This is a genomic window from Pseudomonas sp. B111, from assembly GCF_026428275.1.
In the GTDB taxonomy this organism is placed as follows: domain Bacteria; phylum Pseudomonadota; class Gammaproteobacteria; order Pseudomonadales; family Pseudomonadaceae; genus Pseudomonas; species Pseudomonas aeruginosa.
In genome coordinates, this window is sequence record NZ_CP097857.1 from 2,226,880 (window position 1) to 2,245,803 (window position 18,924).

Consider the following 18,924-nt stretch of genomic DNA (forward strand, 5'->3'; position numbering starts at 1 on the left):
CCTGGCAGGCGGCGCTGGATGCCCACGAAGTCCTGCGCAGCGGGTTCCTCTGGCAGGGTGCGCTGGAAAAGCCGCTGCAACTGGTGCGCAAGCGCGTCGAGGTGCCGTTCAGCGTGCACGACTGGCGCGACCGCGCGGACCTCGCCGAGGCGCTCGATGCCCTCGCCGCCGGCGAGGCCGGGCTCGGCTTCGAACTCGCCGAGGCGCCGCTGCTGCGGCTGGTGCTGGTGCGTACCGGCGAACGCCGGCACCACCTGATCTACACCAATCACCACATCCTGATGGACGGCTGGAGCAACTCGCAGTTGCTCGGCGAAGTCTTGCAGCGCTACCGCGGCGAGACGCCGTCGCGCTCGGATGGGCGCTATCGCGACTACATCGCCTGGCTGCAACGCCAGGATGCGGGTCGCACCGAGGCGTTCTGGAAGCAGCGCCTTCAGCGGCTGGGCGAGCCGACCCTGCTGGTTCCGGCGTTCGCCCACGGGGTGCGGGGTGCCGAGGGCCATGCCGATCGCTATCGTCAGCTGGACGTCACCACGAGCCAGCGCCTGGCAGAGTTCGCCCGTGAGCAGAAGGTGACGCTCAATACCCTGGTCCAGGCGGCCTGGCTGATACTGCTGCAACGCTACACCGGGCAGGACACCGTGGCCTTCGGTGCCACCGTATCCGGTCGTCCGGCGGAGTTGCGCGGGATCGAGGAGCAGATCGGCCTGTTCATCAACACGCTGCCGGTGGTCGCCAGCCCGTGTCCGGAGCAGCCGCTCGGCGACTGGCTGCAGGCGGTGCAGGGCGAAAACCTGGCGCTGCGCGAGTTCGAGCACACGCCGTTGTATGACATCCAGCGTTGGGCCGGGCAGGTCGGCGAGGCCCTGTTCGACAACATCCTGGTATTCGAGAACTACCCGGTTTCCGCAGCGCTGGCGGAAGAGACACCGACGGACATGCGGATCGACGCGCTTAGCAACCAGGAGCAGACGCACTATCCGCTGACGCTGCTGGTGAGCGCCGGAGAGACCCTCGAACTGCACTACAGCTATTCCCGCCAGGCTTTCGACGAGGCGGCGATCGAGTGCCTGGCGGAACGCCTCGAACGCTTGTTGCTGGGGATGTGCGAAAACCCGGGGGCGTCGTTGGGCGAGCTGGACAGTCTGGCTGCCGCCGAGCGCTACCAGTTGCTGGAAGGCTGGAACGCCACTGCGGCCGAGTACCCGCTGCAACGCGGCGTGCACCGATTGTTCGAGGAGCAGGTCGAGCGCACACCGACGGCGCCGGCGCTGGCCTTCGGCGAGGAGCGCCTGGACTACGCCGAGCTGAACCGCCGGGCCAACCGCCTGGCGCATGCCTTGATCGAGCGCGGGGTCGGCGCGGACCGCCTGGTGGGCGTGGCCATGGAGCGTTCCATCGAGATGGTCGTGGCCCTGATGGCGATCCTCAAGGCCGGCGGCGCCTACGTGCCGGTGGACCCGGAGTATCCCGAGGAGCGCCAGGCCTACATGCTGGAGGACAGCGGCGTGCAGCTGCTGCTCAGCCAGTCGCACCTGAAGCTGCCGCTGGCGCAAGGTGTGCAGCGGATCGACCTGGACCAGGCCGATGCCTGGCTGGAAAACCATGCCGAGAACAATCCGGGGATCGAGCTGAACGGCGAGAATCTTGCCTATGTCATCTACACCTCCGGCTCCACCGGCAAGCCCAAGGGCGCCGGCAACCGCCACTCGGCGCTGAGCAACCGTTTGTGCTGGATGCAGCAGGCCTATGGCCTGGGCGTCGGTGACACGGTGTTGCAGAAGACCCCGTTCAGCTTCGACGTGTCGGTCTGGGAGTTCTTCTGGCCGCTGATGAGCGGGGCGCGTTTGGTGGTGGCCGCGCCGGGCGACCATCGCGATCCGGCGAAGCTGGTGGCGCTGATCAATCGCGAAGGGGTCGACACGCTGCACTTCGTGCCGTCGATGCTGCAGGCCTTCCTGCAGGACGAAGACGTCGCCTCCTGCACCAGCCTGAAACGCATCGTTTGCAGCGGCGAGGCGCTGCCGGCGGACGCCCAGCAGCAGGTGTTCGCCAAGCTGCCGCAGGCCGGCCTCTATAACCTCTATGGCCCGACCGAGGCGGCCATCGACGTCACCCACTGGACCTGCATGGAGGAGGGCAAGGACGCGGTGCCGATCGGCCGGCCGATCGCCAACCTGGCCTGCTACATCCTCGATGGCAACCTGGAGCCGGTACCGGTGGGCGTGCTCGGCGAGCTGTACCTGGCCGGTCGGGGCCTGGCCCGTGGCTACCACCAGCGTCCGGGGCTGACTGCCGAGCGTTTCGTCGCCAGCCCGTTCGTGGCTGGGGAGCGGATGTACCGCACCGGCGACCTGGCGCGCTACCGCGCCGACGGGGTGATCGAGTACGCCGGGCGGATCGACCACCAGGTGAAGCTGCGCGGCCTGCGCATCGAGCTGGGCGAGATCGAGGCGCGCCTGCTGGAGCATCCGTGGGTGCGCGAGGCGGCGGTGCTGGCGGTGGACGGCAAGCAGTTGGTCGGCTACGTGGTGCTGGAGAGCGAGGGCGGCGACTGGCGCGAAGTGCTGGCCGCGCACCTGGCGGCGAGCCTGCCGGAATACATGGTGCCGGCGCAGTGGCTGGCGCTGGAGCGGATGCCGCTGAGTCCGAACGGCAAGCTGGATCGCAAGGCGCTGCCGAAGATCGAGGCGGAAGACGGACTCGGCGAATACGTGGCACCGGCCAGCGAACCGGAGCGGCAACTGGCGGCGATCTGGGCGGATGTCCTGGGGCGCGAGCGGGTTGGCGTGACCGACAACTTCTTCGCCCTCGGCGGCGACTCGATCGTCTCGATCCAGGTGGTCAGCCGAGCGCGCCAGGCCGGATTGCAACTGAGCCCGCGCGACCTGTTCCAGTTGCAGAACATTCGCAAGCTGGCCGAGCGCTGCAGCGCGGCGGCGCCCGTCGCAGAGCCGGCGAGCGTGCCCGACGGCGCCGTCCTGCACAATCTACTGCCGCAGCAAGTGCAGGCGCTGCCGTTGCCCCACGAACGGCTGGAACACCTCTACAGCCTCTCGCCGATGCAGCAGGGCATGCTGTTCCTCGGGCTGAACAGCCCGGACGCCGAGTTGTACATCAACCAATTGAGCATCGCGGTCGACGGACTCGATCCGCAGCGCCTGCAACGCGCCTGGTCGGCGGTGGCGCAGCGCCATGAAGTGTTGCGCAGCGGCTTCCTCTGGCTGGACCAGGAAGAGCCCCTGCAATTTGTCCTGGCCGATCCCGGGCTGCCGTTCGAGGTCCTCGACTGGCGTGGGCGGGCGATAAGCGACGAAGCGCTGGAACAGGTCGCGCAACAGGAGCGGCGCAAGGGCTTCGACCTGGGCCAGCCGCCGCTGCAACGGGTACGCCTGCTGCGCCTGGGCGAGGATCGCTACCAGTTGATCTGGACCTACCACCACATTCTCATCGATGGCTGGAGCACTTCGCAGCTGTTCGGCGAGATACTCGAACTCTATTCCGGCGGCAGCCTGCCGCCCGCCGTCCCTTACCGGCACTACATCGCCTGGCTGCGGGCGCGCGATGGCAAGGCCAGCGAGGCCTTCTGGCGCCGCCAACTGGCACGCATGGACGAGCCGACCTATCTGGCCGACGCCTTCAACGCTGCCCGCGAAGGATATGGGCACCAGGCGTTGTACACGCGCCTGGACAGCGATGCCACCGAGCACCTGAAACGTTTCGCCCAATCCCAGCGAGTGACGCTCAATACCCTGGTACAGGGCGCCTGGCTGCTCCTGCTGAGTCGCTACGGCGGCCAGCGCTGCGTGTCCTTCGGCGCCACCGTTGCCGGTCGGCCGGCCAGCCTGGAGGCGTCGGAACGGATCCTCGGGCTGTTCATCAATACCTTGCCGGTGGTCTGCGAAGTGGCGCCGGAACAGTGCGTCGGCGATTGGCTGAGAGCCTTGCAGGACTACAACCTGGAGATGCGCGAGCAGGAGTACACCCCGCTCAGCGACATCCAGCGCTGGGCTGGGCGCAGCGGTCAATCGCTGTTCGACAGCATCATCGTGTTCGAGAACCATCCGGTTGACCGGACGCTGCGTGACTGGCGCGACGATTCGCTGCGCTTCGGCGAGATGCGCAGCGCAGGCCTGACCAACTTCCCCATGGACCTGATGGTGACCAGCGACGATTCCGGCCTGGCGATCGAATACATGTTCCTGCGCGAGCACTTCGCCGTGGCTTCGGTCGAGCGCCTGCGCACGGATATGGAAGGGCTGCTCGCAGCCTTGAGCGGCGACGCCGAGTGCCGCCTGGGCAACATCGGCTTGCCGAGTGCCCGGGTGCCGTTGGCGGATGGCGCGTGTCCGGATCGGTATCCGCTGGTACACCAGCGCATCGGCGAGTGGAGCCGGCGCACGCCGGACGCCACCGCGCTGGTGTTTGACGAGCGCAGCCACTCGTTCGCCGAGCTGGACGCGCGGGCCAACCGCCTGGCGCATGCGCTGGTCGAGCGCGGCGTGGCGGCCGACGTGCGGGTCGGTGTGGCGCTGCCGCGCGGCACCGAGCTGGTCGTTGCGCTGCTCGCCGTGCTCAAGGCCGGTGGCGCCTATGTGCCGCTGGACCTGGCGTATCCGCGTGAGCGGCTGGCTTACCTGATGCAGGACTCCGGCATCGCTCTGCTGCTGAGCGAAAGCCAGGCGCTGGTGCAATTGCCGGTGCCCGCCGGCGTGCCCGCCCTGGCCCTGGACCGCCTGGATCTGCTGGAGCATCCGGCGCAGGCGCCGCAGGTCGAGGTCCATCCCGCCAACCTCGCCTACGTCATCTATACCTCCGGCTCCACCGGCCTGCCCAAGGGCGTCGCGGTGAGCCATGGTCCTCTGGCGATGCACATCGACGCGGTCGGCGAGCGCTACGAGATGACCCCGGCCGATCGCGAGCTGCACTTCATGTCGTTCGCTTTCGACGGCGCCCATGAGCGCTGGCTGACCGCCCTGGGCCATGGCGGCAGCCTGCTGCTGCGCGACGATGCGCTGTGGACGCCGGAGCAGACCTACGCGGCGATGCAACGCCACGGCGTGACGGTTGCCGCGTTCCCGCCGGTCTACCTGCAACAGCTGGCCGAGCATGCCGAGCGTGACGGCAACCCGCCGCCGGTACGCATCTACTGCTTCGGCGGCGACGCGGTGCCGGTGGCCGGTTTCGAACTGGCCAAGCGCGCGCTGAAACCGCGCTACATCATCAACGGCTATGGCCCGACGGAAACCGTGGTCACGCCGCTGATCTGGAAGGCTGCCATGGACACCGAATGCGGCGCTGCCTATGCGCCCATCGGCAGCTTCGTCGGCGAGCGCTGCGGCTATGTCCTGGACGCCGACCTGAACCCGTTGCCGGCAGGCGTGGCCGGGGAGTTGTACCTCGGCGGTGTCGGCCTGGCGCGAGGCTATCTGCAGCGACCGGGGTTGAGCGCCGAGCGCTTCGTCGCCAACCCGTTCAGCCGTACCGGCGAGCGCCTCTATCGCACCGGCGACCTGGTTCGTCAGCGCGAGGACGGCACCTTCGACTACCTCGGGCGCATCGACAACCAGGTCAAGGTGCGGGGCTTCCGCATCGAACTGGGCGAGATCGAGGCGCGCCTGCAGGATGCCGGCGAGGTCCGCGAAGCGGTGGTGGTTGCCCGCGACGCGGCGAGTGGCAAGCAACTGCTCGGCTATGTGGTCGCGGAAGACGGCGCGGACGCCTCGGGCCTGCTCGAGCGCCTGCGCGAGCGCCTCAAGCGCGATCTGCCGGAGTACATGGTGCCGGCGCACCTGGCCCTGCTGCCGGCGATGCCGCTGACGCCGAACGGCAAGATCGACCGCAAGGCGCTGCCGGACATCGACGTCACCGCCAGCGAGGCCTACGTGGCGCCGCGCAATGAGCTGGAGCTGGCCCTGGCCGGTATCTGGCAGGAAGTGCTCGGCATCGCAAGGATCGGTGTGCACGACAACTTCTTCGAACTGGGTGGCGACTCTATCCTCAGCATGCAGGTGGTGGCCAAGGCCCGTGCCCTGAAGAAGCTGGGCTTCAGCCTGAAGCTGCGCGACCTGATCCAGAAGCCGAGCATCGCCGCCTTGTCCGGGTACGACGACAGCGCTGCGCCGCCGTCGCCGATCCTGGCGCTGAACGCGGCGGTGGACGGATGCCCGCCGCTGTTCTGCGTGCATGCCGGCTTCGGCACGGTGTTCGACTATGAACCGCTGGCCCGGCGCCTGAATGGCCGCCGCAGCGTACTGGCGATCCAGGCCCGCTCGCTGCTGGATCCGAACTGGCGGGACGTTTCCCTGCAACGGATGGCCGAGGATTACGTCGCGCTGATCCGCCAGCGCCAGGCCGAGGGTCCCTATCACCTGCTCGGCTGGTCGCTGGGAGGGACCCTGGGTATGTTGATGGCCGCCGAGCTCGAGCGGCAGGGGCAGCAGGTTGCCTTCCTCGGTCTGCTGGACAGCTATGTGCCGGGAACCGAGGCGCCTGCCGCCGATGACTGGCGCGAGGATCTGCTGGACTTCCTCAGCGTCAGCGCCGGCCTGGAAACCCGTCCGCCACTGGCCGCCGGGTTGGAGCAGCGCGACAACGTCAGCGCCGCCATCGCCGAGTGCCTTGGCGTCGGCCAGACCGGGAAGGGAGGGCTGGGCTGCGACGAACTGGCCCAGGTATTCCTGGTCGCCCGGCAACTCAAGCAACTCTCCGGGCAACTGGATAGTTGCTCGCCGATCCAGGTCCGGCCGCTGTGCTGGTGGACGCGCGGGCGTGGTGAAGAGGTGCGGGCGCTGTCGCGGCAGTTGGGTGGTCAGCCTCTGGCCGGTCGGGTCGCCGCGTGCGGGCATTTCCAGATACCCCATGCGCAGGAGGTGCTCGACTCCCTGGTGGAGGCGCTTGAAGAAATCCACGGCAGCCTCGTCTATTCATGACGAAGCTTTGGCCGGCCCCGCCGGGGCCGGCCCGTTGGAGACTATGAAATGGCCTTGAACCCCGATATCGCGGCATACCTGGAACTGGTCGGCAACGGCCGCAGCAGTGGCAAGAGCCTGCCCATGCACCAGTTGACGGTGCAACAGGCGCGCGAGCAGTTCGACCAGTCGTCGGCGTTGATGGACCCAGGCCTCGACGAGCCGCTGCCGCGCGTCGAGACGCTGTTCGTCCCGGCGCGGGACGGTACGCCGTTGCCGGCGCGCCTCTACAGTCCCCAGGGGCTGTCCGCGTCGCCGCCGTTGCCGGGCGTGCTCTACCTGCATGGCGGCGGCTACGTCGTCGGCAGCCTGGACTCCCACGACGCGCTGTGCGCCAGCCTGGCCGAGCGCGCCGGTTGCGTGGTGCTTTCTCTGGCCTACCGGTTGGCGCCGGAGTGGCGTTTTCCGACCGCCGCCGAGGACGCCGAGGATGCCTGGTGCTGGTTGGCTGCCGAAGCCGCACGGCTAGGCATCGATCCGCAACGCCTGGCGGTTGCCGGCGACAGCGTCGGCGGCAGTCTGTGCGCGGTGTTGTCGCATCGCTTGGCGCTGCGGGGAGACGCCTCGCAACCGCGTCTGCAGGTACTGATCTACCCGGTCACCGATGCCAGCCGCACGCACCAATCGATCGAGCGTTACGCCGTTGGCCACCTGTTGGAGAAGGACAGCCTGGAGTGGTTCTACCAGCACTACCAGCGTAGCCCCGAGGACCGTCAGGACCCGCGTTTCTCGCCGCTGCTCGGCGTGGTGCCGGCTGACCTGGCGCCGACGTTGCTGCTGGTCGCGGAGTGCGACCCGCTGCATGACGAGGGCATCGCCTATGCCGAGCACCTGCGCCAGGGCGGCGCCCGGGTGGAGTTGTGCGTCTATCCGGGGATGACCCATGATTTCCTGCGCATGGGTGCGATCGTCGACGAGGCGGACGACGCCAAGGACATGATCGCCGACGCGCTGGTGGCGGCCTTGGCGACCTGAGCACCGCCATCCTTCGTGAAAAAGCCCCGTCAGATGATCTGGCGGGGCTTTTTCGTAGAGCGTTCGCACTGATGAAGAGGGAAGGCCGCTGGCCTTCCCCCGGATGCCTTACCAGTTGTAGGTCAAGTCGGAGGTGATGGTGCGGCCCTGGCCGTAGTAGCAGTCCCAGATGCCGGCGCAGCGGCTGACGTACTTCTTGTCCTCGATGTTTTCCAGGTTGACCTGGAGTTTCAGGCCTTTCAGGCGCAGCGGGGATTTCTCGAAGTCGTAGGACAGCTTGCCGTCGTACAGGGTATAGGAGGGGATGGTGAAGTGGTTGTCGGCGGTATCGGTGCCGTCGCTGCCGCGGGAGTAGCGCGCGCCGATCCCCGCGCCGAGGCCGGCGAGCACGGTATCCCCGCCGAGGGTGTAGTCCAGCCAGACGGCGGCGGTCATCGGCGGAGTGCCCGCGGGATGACGTCCTTCGCGACCATCGTTGTCCTTGGTGTACTTGACGTCGTTTCGCGAGAATGACGCGATGATGCCCAGGTTGTTGGTCAGACTCGCCTTGCCTTCCAGTTCGAAGCCCTTGGAGCGCATGGCGGCCGATTGATTGTAGAAGTTCGGGTTCTCGAGATTGGTGGTCAGGACGTTTTTCTGATCGATCTGGTAGACCGATGCCTGGATGAAGCTGTCTTGTCCCGGCGGCTGGTACTTGATCCCCGCCTCGTACTGCTTGCCGGTGGTCGGCTTGAAGGCTTTCGAGTTCTGGTCCAGGTTATAGCCGCTTACGGGCTGGAACGACTCGGAATAGCTCACGTACGGGGTGATGCCGTTGGAGAATTCATAACCGAAGCCGGCGCGGCCGCTGAACTTCTCATCCTTGGCGTTCGAATGTCCGGCCGTCTCCTTGCTGTCGGTTTCCGCCCAGTCGTAGCGGCCGCCGAGCGTCAGGAACCATTGGTTCCACTTCATCTGGTCCTGCAGATAGACGCCGGTCTGCCTGATGGTCCGATCCCAGCGATATGGGCTGCCGAAGGTGAATGGCTTGCCGTAGACCGGTTTGTATAGATCGATGATCGGCGATGCTGCTTCGTAGGAGTACAGTCCGAGAAATTTCGAATTGGAGTGGTAGTAGTCCAGGCCGATCAGCGAGGTGTGTTCGATATCGGCGGTTTTGTACTTGGCCTGGAGAATGTTGTCCATGCCGAACACTTTGTTGGTCTGGGACCAGTCGACACCATAGCGGGTGGTATAGCGCTGGTCGTTGGCGCCGGTGTTCGGGTTGGGAACGAAGCGGTAGCCGTGCAGGGGGGCCACGTACTGGTCGTCGACATAGGCGTAGCGGGTGTTCTGCTTGAAGGTCCAGACATCGTTGAACTCGTGGCTGAACTCGTAGCCGACGACGAACTGGTCGCGGTCGTAGGAGTTCAGCCCCGGCTCGCCGATGAAGGTGCTGCGCTTGATCCGCCCGTTGGGCGTGCTGAACACCGTGCCGTAGGCCGGCAGGCCCTGGGCCTCGGGTACGTCGTTGTCCTTCTGGTACTGGCCGTAGAAGGTCAGGCTGGTCTGCTCGTTGGGGTTCCAGGTAAAGCTCGGTGCCAGCATGAAGCGTTTTTGCTCGGCATAGTCGATCTCCGAGTTGATGTCCCGGCCTACGCCGGTTATGCGGTAGAGATAAGTGCCCTGTTCGTCGAGCGCGCCGGCGACGTCGAAAGCGCCGTAGCGGCGGTCCTGGCTGCCGCCGCCGAGCACCACCTCATGGATCGGTTCGGCCGTTGGGCGTTTGGATACCATGTTGACGATGCCGCCAGGCTGGTTCTGGCCGAAGAGCACGGAGGCCGGCCCCTTCAGCACCTCGATGCGTTCCAGGGTATAGGGGTCGATCTGCAGGGCACCGCCGGTACTGCCGCCGCCGTAGGGCATGTGCAGGCCGTCGAGGTACATCGGCGCCGGGCTGAAGCCGCGCGAGGTCGGCTCGTCGAAGATCTTCACCCGGTCGGCGAAGCCGCCGCCGGTGATCCCCGGGGTGTAGCGCAGGGCCTCGGTGACGGTCTGCGAACCGCGCGCCTTGATCTCGTCCTGGGTGACCACGTTGATGGTCTGGGGGATCTCCTTGAGCGGGGTATCGGTCTTGGTGCCGGTACCGCTGCGCTTGGCCACGTAGCCGTTGACGTGACCCCAGGCCGACTCCTGGCTGGTGACGGTAATGTCGCCGAGGTCCACCGAGTCCGCCGAGCGCTGGGCGCTGATGGTAACGCTGGAGCCTTGCAGGCTGTAGCTGGCGCCGGTACCGCGGAGAAGTTCGGCGAGAGCCGCTTCGACGCTCAGTTGACCGCGGACCGCGTTGCTGCGCAGGCCTTGCACTTCATCGGCGCTGTAGAGCACCTGCAACTGGCTCTGCTGGCCGAACTGGCGCAGGGCGCTGGGCAGGGACTGGGCGCCGATGTCGAACTGGATCTTCTGCGCTTCGGCCTGGCTGGCGATCGGCGCCAACAGGGCCATGGCCAGGGCGGCGGTGCTCAGGCGCGGATGCAGCGTCAGGGTATTGCGCATCACTAGAGCCTTGGTGAAACGGGGGAGTGTGCGGAGTGCTGGCATGCTCTCTAGTACTCTTATGGATGTCATGATTGGGAATAATTGTTATTTGGTTTCCCATTGAGACGTTTGGTCGGCGCGAAACCGGAAAACAAAAATCGTTTTTTCCGTGTTCGCAGGCAGAGCACTTCAGGCCGGTTGCAGCTCCTCGACCACTCGACCGCCGGCCAGACGCAGCAGTTGGTCGGCGCTGTCGAAGTAGCGGTCGTCATGGGAGATCACGATGATGGTCTTGCCCATTCGCTTCAGCTCGGGAAGCAGCTCGGTATAGAAGATCCGGCGGAAGGTGGGATCCTGGTCGGCGGCCCATTCGTCGAAGACCAGCACCGGGCGCTTCTCGATCCAGGCATTGACCAGCGCCAGGCGCTTGCGCTGGCCGGTGGAGAGGTCGGTGGTGGTGAAGCTGCCGTCGCTGACGCTGACCTTGTGGGCGATTTCCAGGCGCTTCAGGTAGCGCCCGGCTTCTTCCGGCAACTGTTGCTCGCCGTCGACGAGGTCATCGAACAGGTAGTAGTCGGCGAACACGGTGGTGAACAGCTGACGATAGTCGTCGCGCGCCTGTGCCGTCACTTCCTCTCCGTTGAGCAGCAGCGAGCCCTCGTGGGGCGTGTACAGCCCGAGCAGCAGCTTGATCAGGGTGGTCTTGCCGCAGCCGTTCTCGCCGACGATGAAGAGTATCTCTCCCGGGCGGATCGTCAGGTTGACCGGGCCGAAGCGGAAGGGCGTCGAGCCCGGCACGCCCGGATAGCTGTAGCCGACATCGCGCAACTCGATGCTGCGCACCTCTTGAGCCGGTCTGGAGACGTCGTTCTCGAGCAGCAGGTAGGGTTCGGGATTGGAGAACTGCTCGTTGAGTTCGGCGATCCGGCGCAGGGCGATACGGTTGCGACTGATCAGCGGCAACAGGCTGAGTACGCTTTCCAGCGGCCCCTTCATGAACAGCAGGGTCATGACGAAGCCGCTGAGCACGCTGCGGTCGGAGGTCGGCCACCAGGTCTGGACCGCCAGGGCGGTGCCGATGACCACGAAGAACAGCAGCGAACCGAAGGTGCTGGCAGTGAGGAATATATTCACCGAACGCACTTGCAGGCGGCAGATGCGCTCCACGGTCTCGTCCAGCAGTCGCCCGTGCAGGCGCTGCCGGCGCGGGCGGTTGATGCGCAGCTCCTTGGCTCCCTCGGCCATGCCGCGGTAGTGCTTCTGCAGCAGGTCTTCCTCTTCGCGCGCCGCTTCGAAACCGGCCATTCCATAGCCGCGGGCGATGTACTGGGCGATGGTGCCGAGCACCACGGCGCTGGCGGCGACCAGGAACATCGGCAGCGACAGGGTGGCCAGGTAGCCCAGGCAGCCAAGGGTCACGGTCAGGGAGATCACCAGTTGCGGCAGGCCGAAGGCAAGATCGCTGACCGTATCGATGTCGTGGGTGAGTACCGGGATCAGGCGGTGCGTGCGATAGCGTTCGAGTTGTTCGATCGGGGCGGACAACACCCGGCCGCCGAGGGTCTTGCGCAGCCGGGCGATGACCTTCTGGCCGACGTAGTTGGTGCCGATGTTGGACAGGATCGAACTGAGCAGGGCCAGCGCGCAGATCGCGCTGAAAGCCAGCATCATGCCGCTGGTCATGCCGCCCTCGGCGTTCAGTACGCGGTTGATCGAGGTGAGCAGCGCGGTGATGGCCAGGCCGCCGACGATACCCAGTCCGATCGACAGGCTGAGCGCTGGCCAGAAGGGTTTGAGAATGCTCAGGAGTTCTCGAGTGGCGCTACGGGGTGTTGCGGACATGGGGTTTCCTCGGCGCGGCCGACTGGACGCAAGGGCAGAGAGGCGGATGGCGGAGTGGCGCACGCTCGCGCCTGCCCTGAAGACGAGGCCGGGGAGGGGAAATTTAGCCTGTGGCGCTGCTTCGCCGAGGCGTCCGGCAAAAGCGCAGGGGACGATAAATTCGGCGGCCGGCCGTTCGTTGCGTTTAAGTGAGAGCGACGCTCGAGCGGGTTCCCCGGGAAGCCCTTGTCGAGTCCAACACTGTGCCGGAGCACGCGCTCAAGTCCGACCCATTCCCTGAGAAAGACGAGATGACGAAAAGGAAATTAGCCTATATCTGGTCCCTGAGAAACGCCGCCGCCGACAAGGCCGGACAACAGGTGGCCTACAAGGGCGAGCTGCGCTACATGAAGTCCCCGCTGGAGTTTCTCGCCGAATCGCTGAACCGGACGGCGCTTGGGGACGCCTACGAATTGGTCGGGGTGATCTACGACGACGACCCGGAGCTGCCCCGCGACCAGCAGAAGATCGAGGACTACGGATTCGCCTACCGGCCTGGACAGCAGTGGTTCTACCCGGCGGAACTGGAGGTACAGGGGCGGCGCATGAACGATCTGCTGCTGAACGTGCCTTCCACCTACCGTCGCCACCCGCGCGGGAGCGCGGAGCATGTGGCCGGCAAGCGCGACTTCGAACGACGCCTGTACGAGACGCTGGTCGAGCTGCGCGCCGAGGTCGTCGTCCTCGACGGCCTGCTGGTCATCCTCGATGAGCTGGTGCGGCCCGGGGCGCCATTCGCCCGACGGATCATGAATATCCATCCCGGGGTCACGCGCGCCGACTCGCCCTACGAACGGCGCGGCGCCTGGGCGACCCTGGATGCATTGCATGGTGCGCGGGGTGAGAAGATCGTCGACTGGGCGACGATGGAAAGCGTACCGGTCGAACCCTTGTACCTGACCGGCGCCTCGTTCCACTACGTGGACAACGGCATCGATTCCGGCGAGGTCTTCCACGACGTGCTGAAAACGAAGATATCTCCCGACGACACCATCCTCGAGCTGCGCTGGAACAACTTCAACGACAGTCTGTTCCCGGCCTTGCATGAAGGCCTGGCGCTGCTGGCCGAGAAGGACTGAAAACGCCTGGTCGCGGATGCGCAAAGGCCGGAGCGACCCGCGTCGCTCCGGCCTTTCTTCGTCCGTATCAGAGTTCGCGGGCCACGCGGAAACCTATCCAGTCGCCACGGGCGTCGGGGTAGGCATTGTTGCGGTTGCCCGAGCGCGAGAAGATCGGCGGCTCGCCCCAGTCGTTGCCGCGGATCTGCACCAGCTCGCACTTGTCCTCCATCCACGCGCTGCCGTCGCTCGGCGCGCCGTTGTAGTGGTCGTGCCAGCAATCGGCGACCCACTCGTAGACGTTGCCGTGCATGTCGTAGACGCCGAAGGCGTTGGGCGGGAAGCTGCCCACCGGCGAGGTGAAGTTGTAGCCATCGCTGGCGCCGTAGGTGTTGGCGTGCTTGGCGATGCTGTATTCCTTGCCTTCGTCGAACGGGAAGGGGAAGGGGCCGGCGCTGCCGGCGCGGGCGCCGTACTCGCGCTCGGCCTCGCTGAGCATGCGGTAGTGTTTGCCGGTCTTCTTTGACAGCCAGGCGGCGTAGTTCTTCACGTCGTTGTAGTCGACGCATACCGCCGGCTGGCGAGGGCCTTGCTGGTAGCGCGGCTTGCCGGCGATGCATTCGCGGCCGGGGCGGGTATCGCCGTCGGCCAGCTTGACGCCGGTGGCCTTCAGGTAGGCGTCCAGTTCGCCGGCGGTGACCTGGTAGCGGCTGATGGCGAACGGCTTGGCGAAGGTCACGTCGTGCAGCGGGCCCTCGTCGGGCTGGCGGCCGACCTCGTCGTCCGGGGTGCCCATGGTGAAACTGCCGGCGGGCAGTACGACCATCTCCGGGCAGTCCTTGCAATCCTTGAACACCGTGCCGGGTTTCTTCGCTTCGTCGGCGAAGGCGGGGGCGGTGGCGACGATCAGTGCGGCCAGGGCCAGGGGCGATAATGCGTGCATGGCGGTTCTCGTTGAGTGGCGAAAGGGGTCAGGCGAGTTGCGGGGCGAGGATTTCCAGCACCCGGTCGATCTCCGCCTCGTCGTTCAGCAGGCTCGGCGCCAGGCGCACCACCGGGCCGACATCACGATCCACGGCGTCGCTGATTACCCGGTGCGCCATCAGGTGTTTGGCGACCGCCTCGCAATCGCGGCCTTCGACGCGGAAGAAGGTGAAGCCCGAAGACAGCTCGGGGCTGGTCGGCGTGACCAGGCGGACCTTGGGATGCTCGCCCAGGCGCTGCTTGAGGTAGGCGTTGAGCTGGTGGATACGCGCCTGGACCTCGGCCTTGCCCAACTGCAGGTGCAGCTCGAAGGCCGTGCCCAGGGCCAGGCGATGTTCGAAGGCGTGGTAGCCGCCAGGGGTCATCAGGGTGCCGAAGTTGTCGGCGCGGGAGAAGGTCGGGATGCTCGGCACCAGGTGCTCCTGGAGCTGTTCCGAGCGGGCGATGATGACCCCGGTGCCACGCGGACCGAACAGCCACTTGTGGGTGCCGGCGATGAAGTAGTCGCAGTCGAAGTCGGCGAAGCTGACGTCTTCCACGCCGAAACCATGCACGCCGTCGACCACGTAGATGATCCGGTCCTGTTCGTCGCGCTTCTGGTTGAGTTCGCGCACCAGCTTGCCGATCTCCCGGATCGGCAGCTTCACGCCGCTGCCCGACTGCACCCAGGTCATGCCCAGCACCCGGGTCTGCGGGCGGATCTGAGCGGCGATGCTGGACAGGATCTCGTCGACGGAAACCCGATGCGGGTCCTTGAACAGCGGGAACTCGCGGACCTGGGTACCCATGCGCTTGTGCCGGTATTCCAGGGTGGTGTAGGTGGAGTAGTGCTCGTGGGAGGAGGTCAGGATCTCCTTGCCCGGCTGCACCAGCAGGCCGCCGTAGATCGCCGCCAGGCCGTCGGTGGTGCTGCCGGTGAGCGCCACCTGGCCAGGTTGCACGGCGAAGTAGCGACCTGCCCAGGCGCGAGCCTCGTCCTCGTATTTCCAGATTTCCTCGCGATGCCAGTCCACCGCTTCGCCCGGGTTGCGGTCGAAGCGGACCCGCAGGCGCTCGATGGCCTCCCGCACCGGCCGAGGGTGGGAGGTGAGGAGGAAGTTGGCGAAGTGCAGATACTGCGGGTCGAGATCGAATTGCTGGCGCAGCGCTTTCCACTTATTGCCGGCGTCGCTCGGTGCGCCTTCGGCGCGGAGCGACTGGGCAGCGGAAAGCAGCGGCAGGCCGGCGGCGAGAATGCCGGCCTGCTTGAGAAAGGTACGACGGTCGTTCATCGGGAGGTCCGTTGCGGCGTGGTCAGGGGGTAGCTGTCGGCTTGGCGCGTTTTTGCACTTCGCCCCAGGCGCGCAGGAAGTTGCCTCCCCAGAGCTTGGCGATGTCGGCATCGGAATAACCGCGGGTGATCAGTTCGGCAGTGACGTTGCGGATTTCGCTGACATCCTTCCAGCCGTCCACGCCGCCACCGTCGTTGAAGTCCGAGCTGATGCCCACGTGGTCGATGCCGACCTTCTTCACCGTGTAGTCGATGGCGTCCACCAGTTCCTTGAGGCCGGCCTTGGGCTCCTCCTCCAGGATGCCGTAGAGGGCGCTGGCGTATTCACCGAAGCGTTGTTCCGGCCAGATGGTGATGATCGGATCGCCCGGCATCAGCGCATAGTCCAGGCCTTCCAGGGGCGGCAGGTCGAAGCGCGCGCGCAGGGCGTTGAGCTTGTCCAGGGTCGGTTTGCTCAGCGGACGCAGGTAGGCGGGGAAGCCGACCACCTGGATCACGCCGCCGCTGTCCTTGATCAGTTGCATCTCGTGGTCGCTGAGGTTGCGCTTGATGTCCACCAGGGCACGCGGCGCGGAGTGCGAGGCGACGATGGGCGCGCGGCTGAGGGCGGCGACCTGTTCCAGGGCCTTGGTCGACATCTGCGAGACGTCGATGATCACCCCGAGATCGTTGAGCCGTTCGACCGCCTGCTTGCCTAGCGGGGAGAGGCCGCCCAGGGCATCCGCCGTGTCGTTGAAGAACGGCAAGGGACGGGAAGAGTCGGACCAGTCGTTGTTGCCGACATAATTGAAGCCGAACATGCGCACGCCGCGGGCGGCCCATTTGTCCAGCTGGGACAGGTCGTCGCCCAGCGGGTAGGCGTTGAGCATGCTCATGACGATGGCGAACTTGCCTTCCATGGCCAGGCGGCGGAAGTCCTCGGGGGAGTAGGCGATGCCGACCTGGTTGGGGAAGTCGCGGACCATGCCGGTGAGAATCTTGTAACGAATTTCCTGCTGGTGACGAGCCTCGTCGACGAATCCCGGGGTCGGCTTGTGTGGCGCGTTCGGGCCGTTCCACATCTCCGGCCAGCCGAAGATCGCCAGGGCAGCGCCGGACAGGCGCCCGCGGCCCGCCTTGACCAGGTCGAGCTGGTTCGGTCCGTCCTTGTCGAACTCGTTGCCTTCGGTGCCGAAGTCCGGCGGGATGGTGATCCGGCTATCGAAGGAGAGGATGCGCTCATGCAACTCCTCGGCGTGCTTCATGACCTTGCGCGGGTAGCCCGCTTCGCTCGGGCCGAAGGTCTTCCAGGCCAGCAGGCCGCCGCCGACGAGGATGAGGAAGATCGGCAAGCCGAGGTAGAGGGCCTTGCGTGTGCGTGTTCTAGTCATTGCCGTCCCAGTCAGGTTCGAGATCGAAAGCGCGGATGAGCGTCTGCCGAAGCGGACTCACCTGTCAGGGTGGGACGAGGCCGGAGCGGGAAAATTTAGCGCCGCGGGAGGGATTGTCGAGTTGCCTGTGGAACGGCATGTGGGCGGTAAATTTGCCGACGGAAGGAACGTTCTAGCTGGATAAAGCGAGCTTCACGGTTGATACAGGTAGGACGATGACGGTTTCTCGACGCGGATTCATGGCGGGCCTGGCCCTTACCGGGGCGGCGGCGCTGCCGGTGGCTTACTACACACATCGTCATCTGACCCGCGAAGAGGAGCCGCAGACGCCTGACGAGGCTTCGCTCGACCTGGCGGCTACCGATGGCATACGACTGGGCGACCGCCTGCGCGGTCTATGGGATCTGCGCCTGGTAGGCGGTGATGCCGAACTGCCCGGGCTGCCTCGGGAGGGCTTGCAACTGGTGCTGGACGTGGCACCCAAGGGACGCGGCCTGATTGGCTACCTGGATACTCCTGAACGTCTCCTCGCGGCGGAGCCGCCGCGCTTTCGTGTGCTTGGCGACTTGCTCGGAGCCAGTTCTGCAAGCATCCGCTGGCGTTTGGTGGACCAGGCGAGCGGTTCCGTGGCACCGACTCACGATTGCTCGGCGGTGTTCGACGAGGTCTGGGCAGACTATGCGAACGCGGGCGACGGAACTCTGAGCGGACGCATACAGCGCCTGGAGCGTTCGCCGCTGTCGCCGAACGAGGATTTTCGCTTCGTTGCGGTAAAGCGTCACTTCCCCCTGGCCCATGAGCGCATCGTGCTCAACGAGAAACTTCTCGGTTGGCTGGTGTCGCCGCAGCACCGACTGTTCCACCAGCTATGGCACGCTTCGCGGGACAAATGGCATCGGCTTTCGGAAAAACAACGCAATGCGTTGCGCGGAGTCGGTTGGCAGCCCGGCCCGCTGGACCGCGAACGCGATGCGCGAGGGCCACGCAAGGATCGCAACGCCTCGGGTATCGACTTCTTTTTCATGCACCGGCACATGCTGCATACCGCGCGTTCCATGCAGGACCTGCCGTCCTGGGAGCGTCTGCCGCGACCTGTGGTGCCGCTGGAGTACGATCGTCCCGGCTTCATCCGTTACTTCGACAATCCGGACGGGTTTTCCGTGCCTCCGGCCTGGGTGGCAGTGGATGACGACGAGTACAGCGAGTGGCTGCATGGCCTGAAAAGCGCCGAGGCCTACCATGCCAATTTCCTGGTCTGGGAATCGCAGTACCAGGACCCGGCGTACCTGGCGAAGTTGACCCTCGGCCAGTTCGGTTCGGAGCTGGAACTGGGCATGCATGACTGGCTGCACATGCGCTGGGCCTCGGTGACGAGGGACCCCTCCAACGGCGCCCCGGTCATGACCGACCGTTTTCCGGCCGATTTTGCCCCGCGCTGGTTCCGCCCGGAGAACGACTTCCTCGGCGACCCGTTTTCCTCCCATGTGAATCCGGTGTTTTGGTCGTTCCACGGCTGGATCGACGACCGCATCGAGGACTGGTATCGCGCCCACGAGCGTTTCCATCCTGGCGAAGTGCAGCGCCGCGAAGTGGAGGGCATCCAATGGTTCGCGCCCGGTCGATGGGTCGAGGTCGGCGATCCCTGGCTGGGTCCGGCGACCCATGGATGCGGGCTTTCGGATGTCCAGGCGAGCAGCAACTCGGTGGAGCTGGACGTGGAAACCATGAAGCTGGCTTTGCGCATCATCTTCAGCGAAGAAGATCAACTGAGCGGCTGGCTCAAGCGTGCGCCGCGGCGGCCCTGGTACGCGCGCAACCTGAAGCTGGCGCGCGACCAGCTCAGGCGCTGAACGGCGAAAGAGCGAGTAAGGATGGAGGAGGCCCGCGCAACGCGG

At 65.9% G+C, this 18,924-nt stretch carries 9 protein-coding genes (1 of these 9 only partly in view); 4 read left to right on the forward strand and 5 right to left on the reverse strand.

The features are described from left to right. Positions 1-6,935: the final stretch of a non-ribosomal peptide synthase/polyketide synthase gene (locus tag M6E97_RS10445; RefSeq protein ID WP_034005085.1), read on the forward strand. It extends 8,041 nt beyond the left edge of the window; 6,935 of the gene's 14,976 nt are visible here — the last part of the coding sequence; its start codon lies off the left edge, out of view; it ends in the stop codon at positions 6,933-6,935. Positions 6,936-6,983: 48 nt separating this feature from the next. Next, positions 6,984-7,949: an alpha/beta hydrolase gene (locus M6E97_RS10450; protein WP_033988922.1), complete on the forward strand. Its 966-nt coding sequence runs from the start codon at positions 6,984-6,986 to the stop codon at positions 7,947-7,949. Positions 7,950-8,057: 108 nt separating this feature from the next. Here the strand turns inward: M6E97_RS10450 and M6E97_RS10455 are convergent, their stop codons facing one another. Together M6E97_RS10455 and M6E97_RS10460 are read right to left on the reverse strand one after the other, a co-directional pair. Then, complete coding sequence (locus M6E97_RS10455) at positions 8,058-10,484, reverse strand: TonB-dependent siderophore receptor (protein WP_049310698.1); 2,427 nt, start codon at positions 10,482-10,484, stop codon at positions 8,058-8,060. A gap of 171 nt (positions 10,485-10,655) precedes the next feature. After that, the gene (locus M6E97_RS10460; RefSeq protein WP_017001645.1) at positions 10,656-12,308 is read right to left on the reverse strand and encodes a cyclic peptide export ABC transporter; all 1,653 of its coding nucleotides are present in this window, start codon (positions 12,306-12,308) and stop codon (positions 10,656-10,658) included. A gap of 290 nt (positions 12,309-12,598) precedes the next feature. On the opposite strand from M6E97_RS10460, the gene M6E97_RS10465 reads away from it, so the two are divergent. After that, positions 12,599-13,426 (forward strand): pyoverdine synthetase F, encoded by an 828-nt coding sequence (locus M6E97_RS10465; protein WP_003110605.1) that lies wholly within the window; start codon positions 12,599-12,601, stop codon positions 13,424-13,426. Positions 13,427-13,493: 67 nt separating this feature from the next. Here the strand turns inward: M6E97_RS10465 and M6E97_RS10470 are convergent, their stop codons facing one another. The 3 genes from M6E97_RS10470 to pvdM are packed head-to-tail and all read right to left on the reverse strand — an operon-like array spanning position 13,494 to position 17,029. Further along, positions 13,494-14,348 carry a formylglycine-generating enzyme family protein gene (locus tag M6E97_RS10470; RefSeq protein WP_003110606.1) on the reverse strand — a complete coding sequence of 285 codons (855 nt, stop codon included), beginning with the start codon at positions 14,346-14,348 and terminating at the stop codon, positions 13,494-13,496. Positions 14,349-14,376: 28 nt separating this feature from the next. Further along, complete coding sequence (gene pvdN / locus M6E97_RS10475) at positions 14,377-15,660, reverse strand: pyoverdine-tailoring periplasmic protein PvdN (protein WP_003160325.1); 1,284 nt, start codon at positions 15,658-15,660, stop codon at positions 14,377-14,379. Positions 15,661-15,682: 22 nt separating this feature from the next. Next, positions 15,683-17,029, reverse strand: coding sequence for a pyoverdine-tailoring dipeptidase-like protein PvdM (gene pvdM / locus M6E97_RS10480; protein WP_003103610.1), 1,347 nt, complete (start codon positions 17,027-17,029; stop codon positions 15,683-15,685). A 215-nt stretch (positions 17,030-17,244) separates the two neighbouring features. On the opposite strand from pvdM, the gene pvdP reads away from it, so the two are divergent. Further along, on the forward strand, positions 17,245-18,879 hold the full coding sequence (gene pvdP / locus M6E97_RS10485; protein ID WP_003139293.1) for a pyoverdine maturation tyrosinase PvdP: 1,635 nt from the start codon (positions 17,245-17,247) through the stop codon (positions 18,877-18,879). Positions 18,880-18,924: the final 45 nt, after the last annotated feature.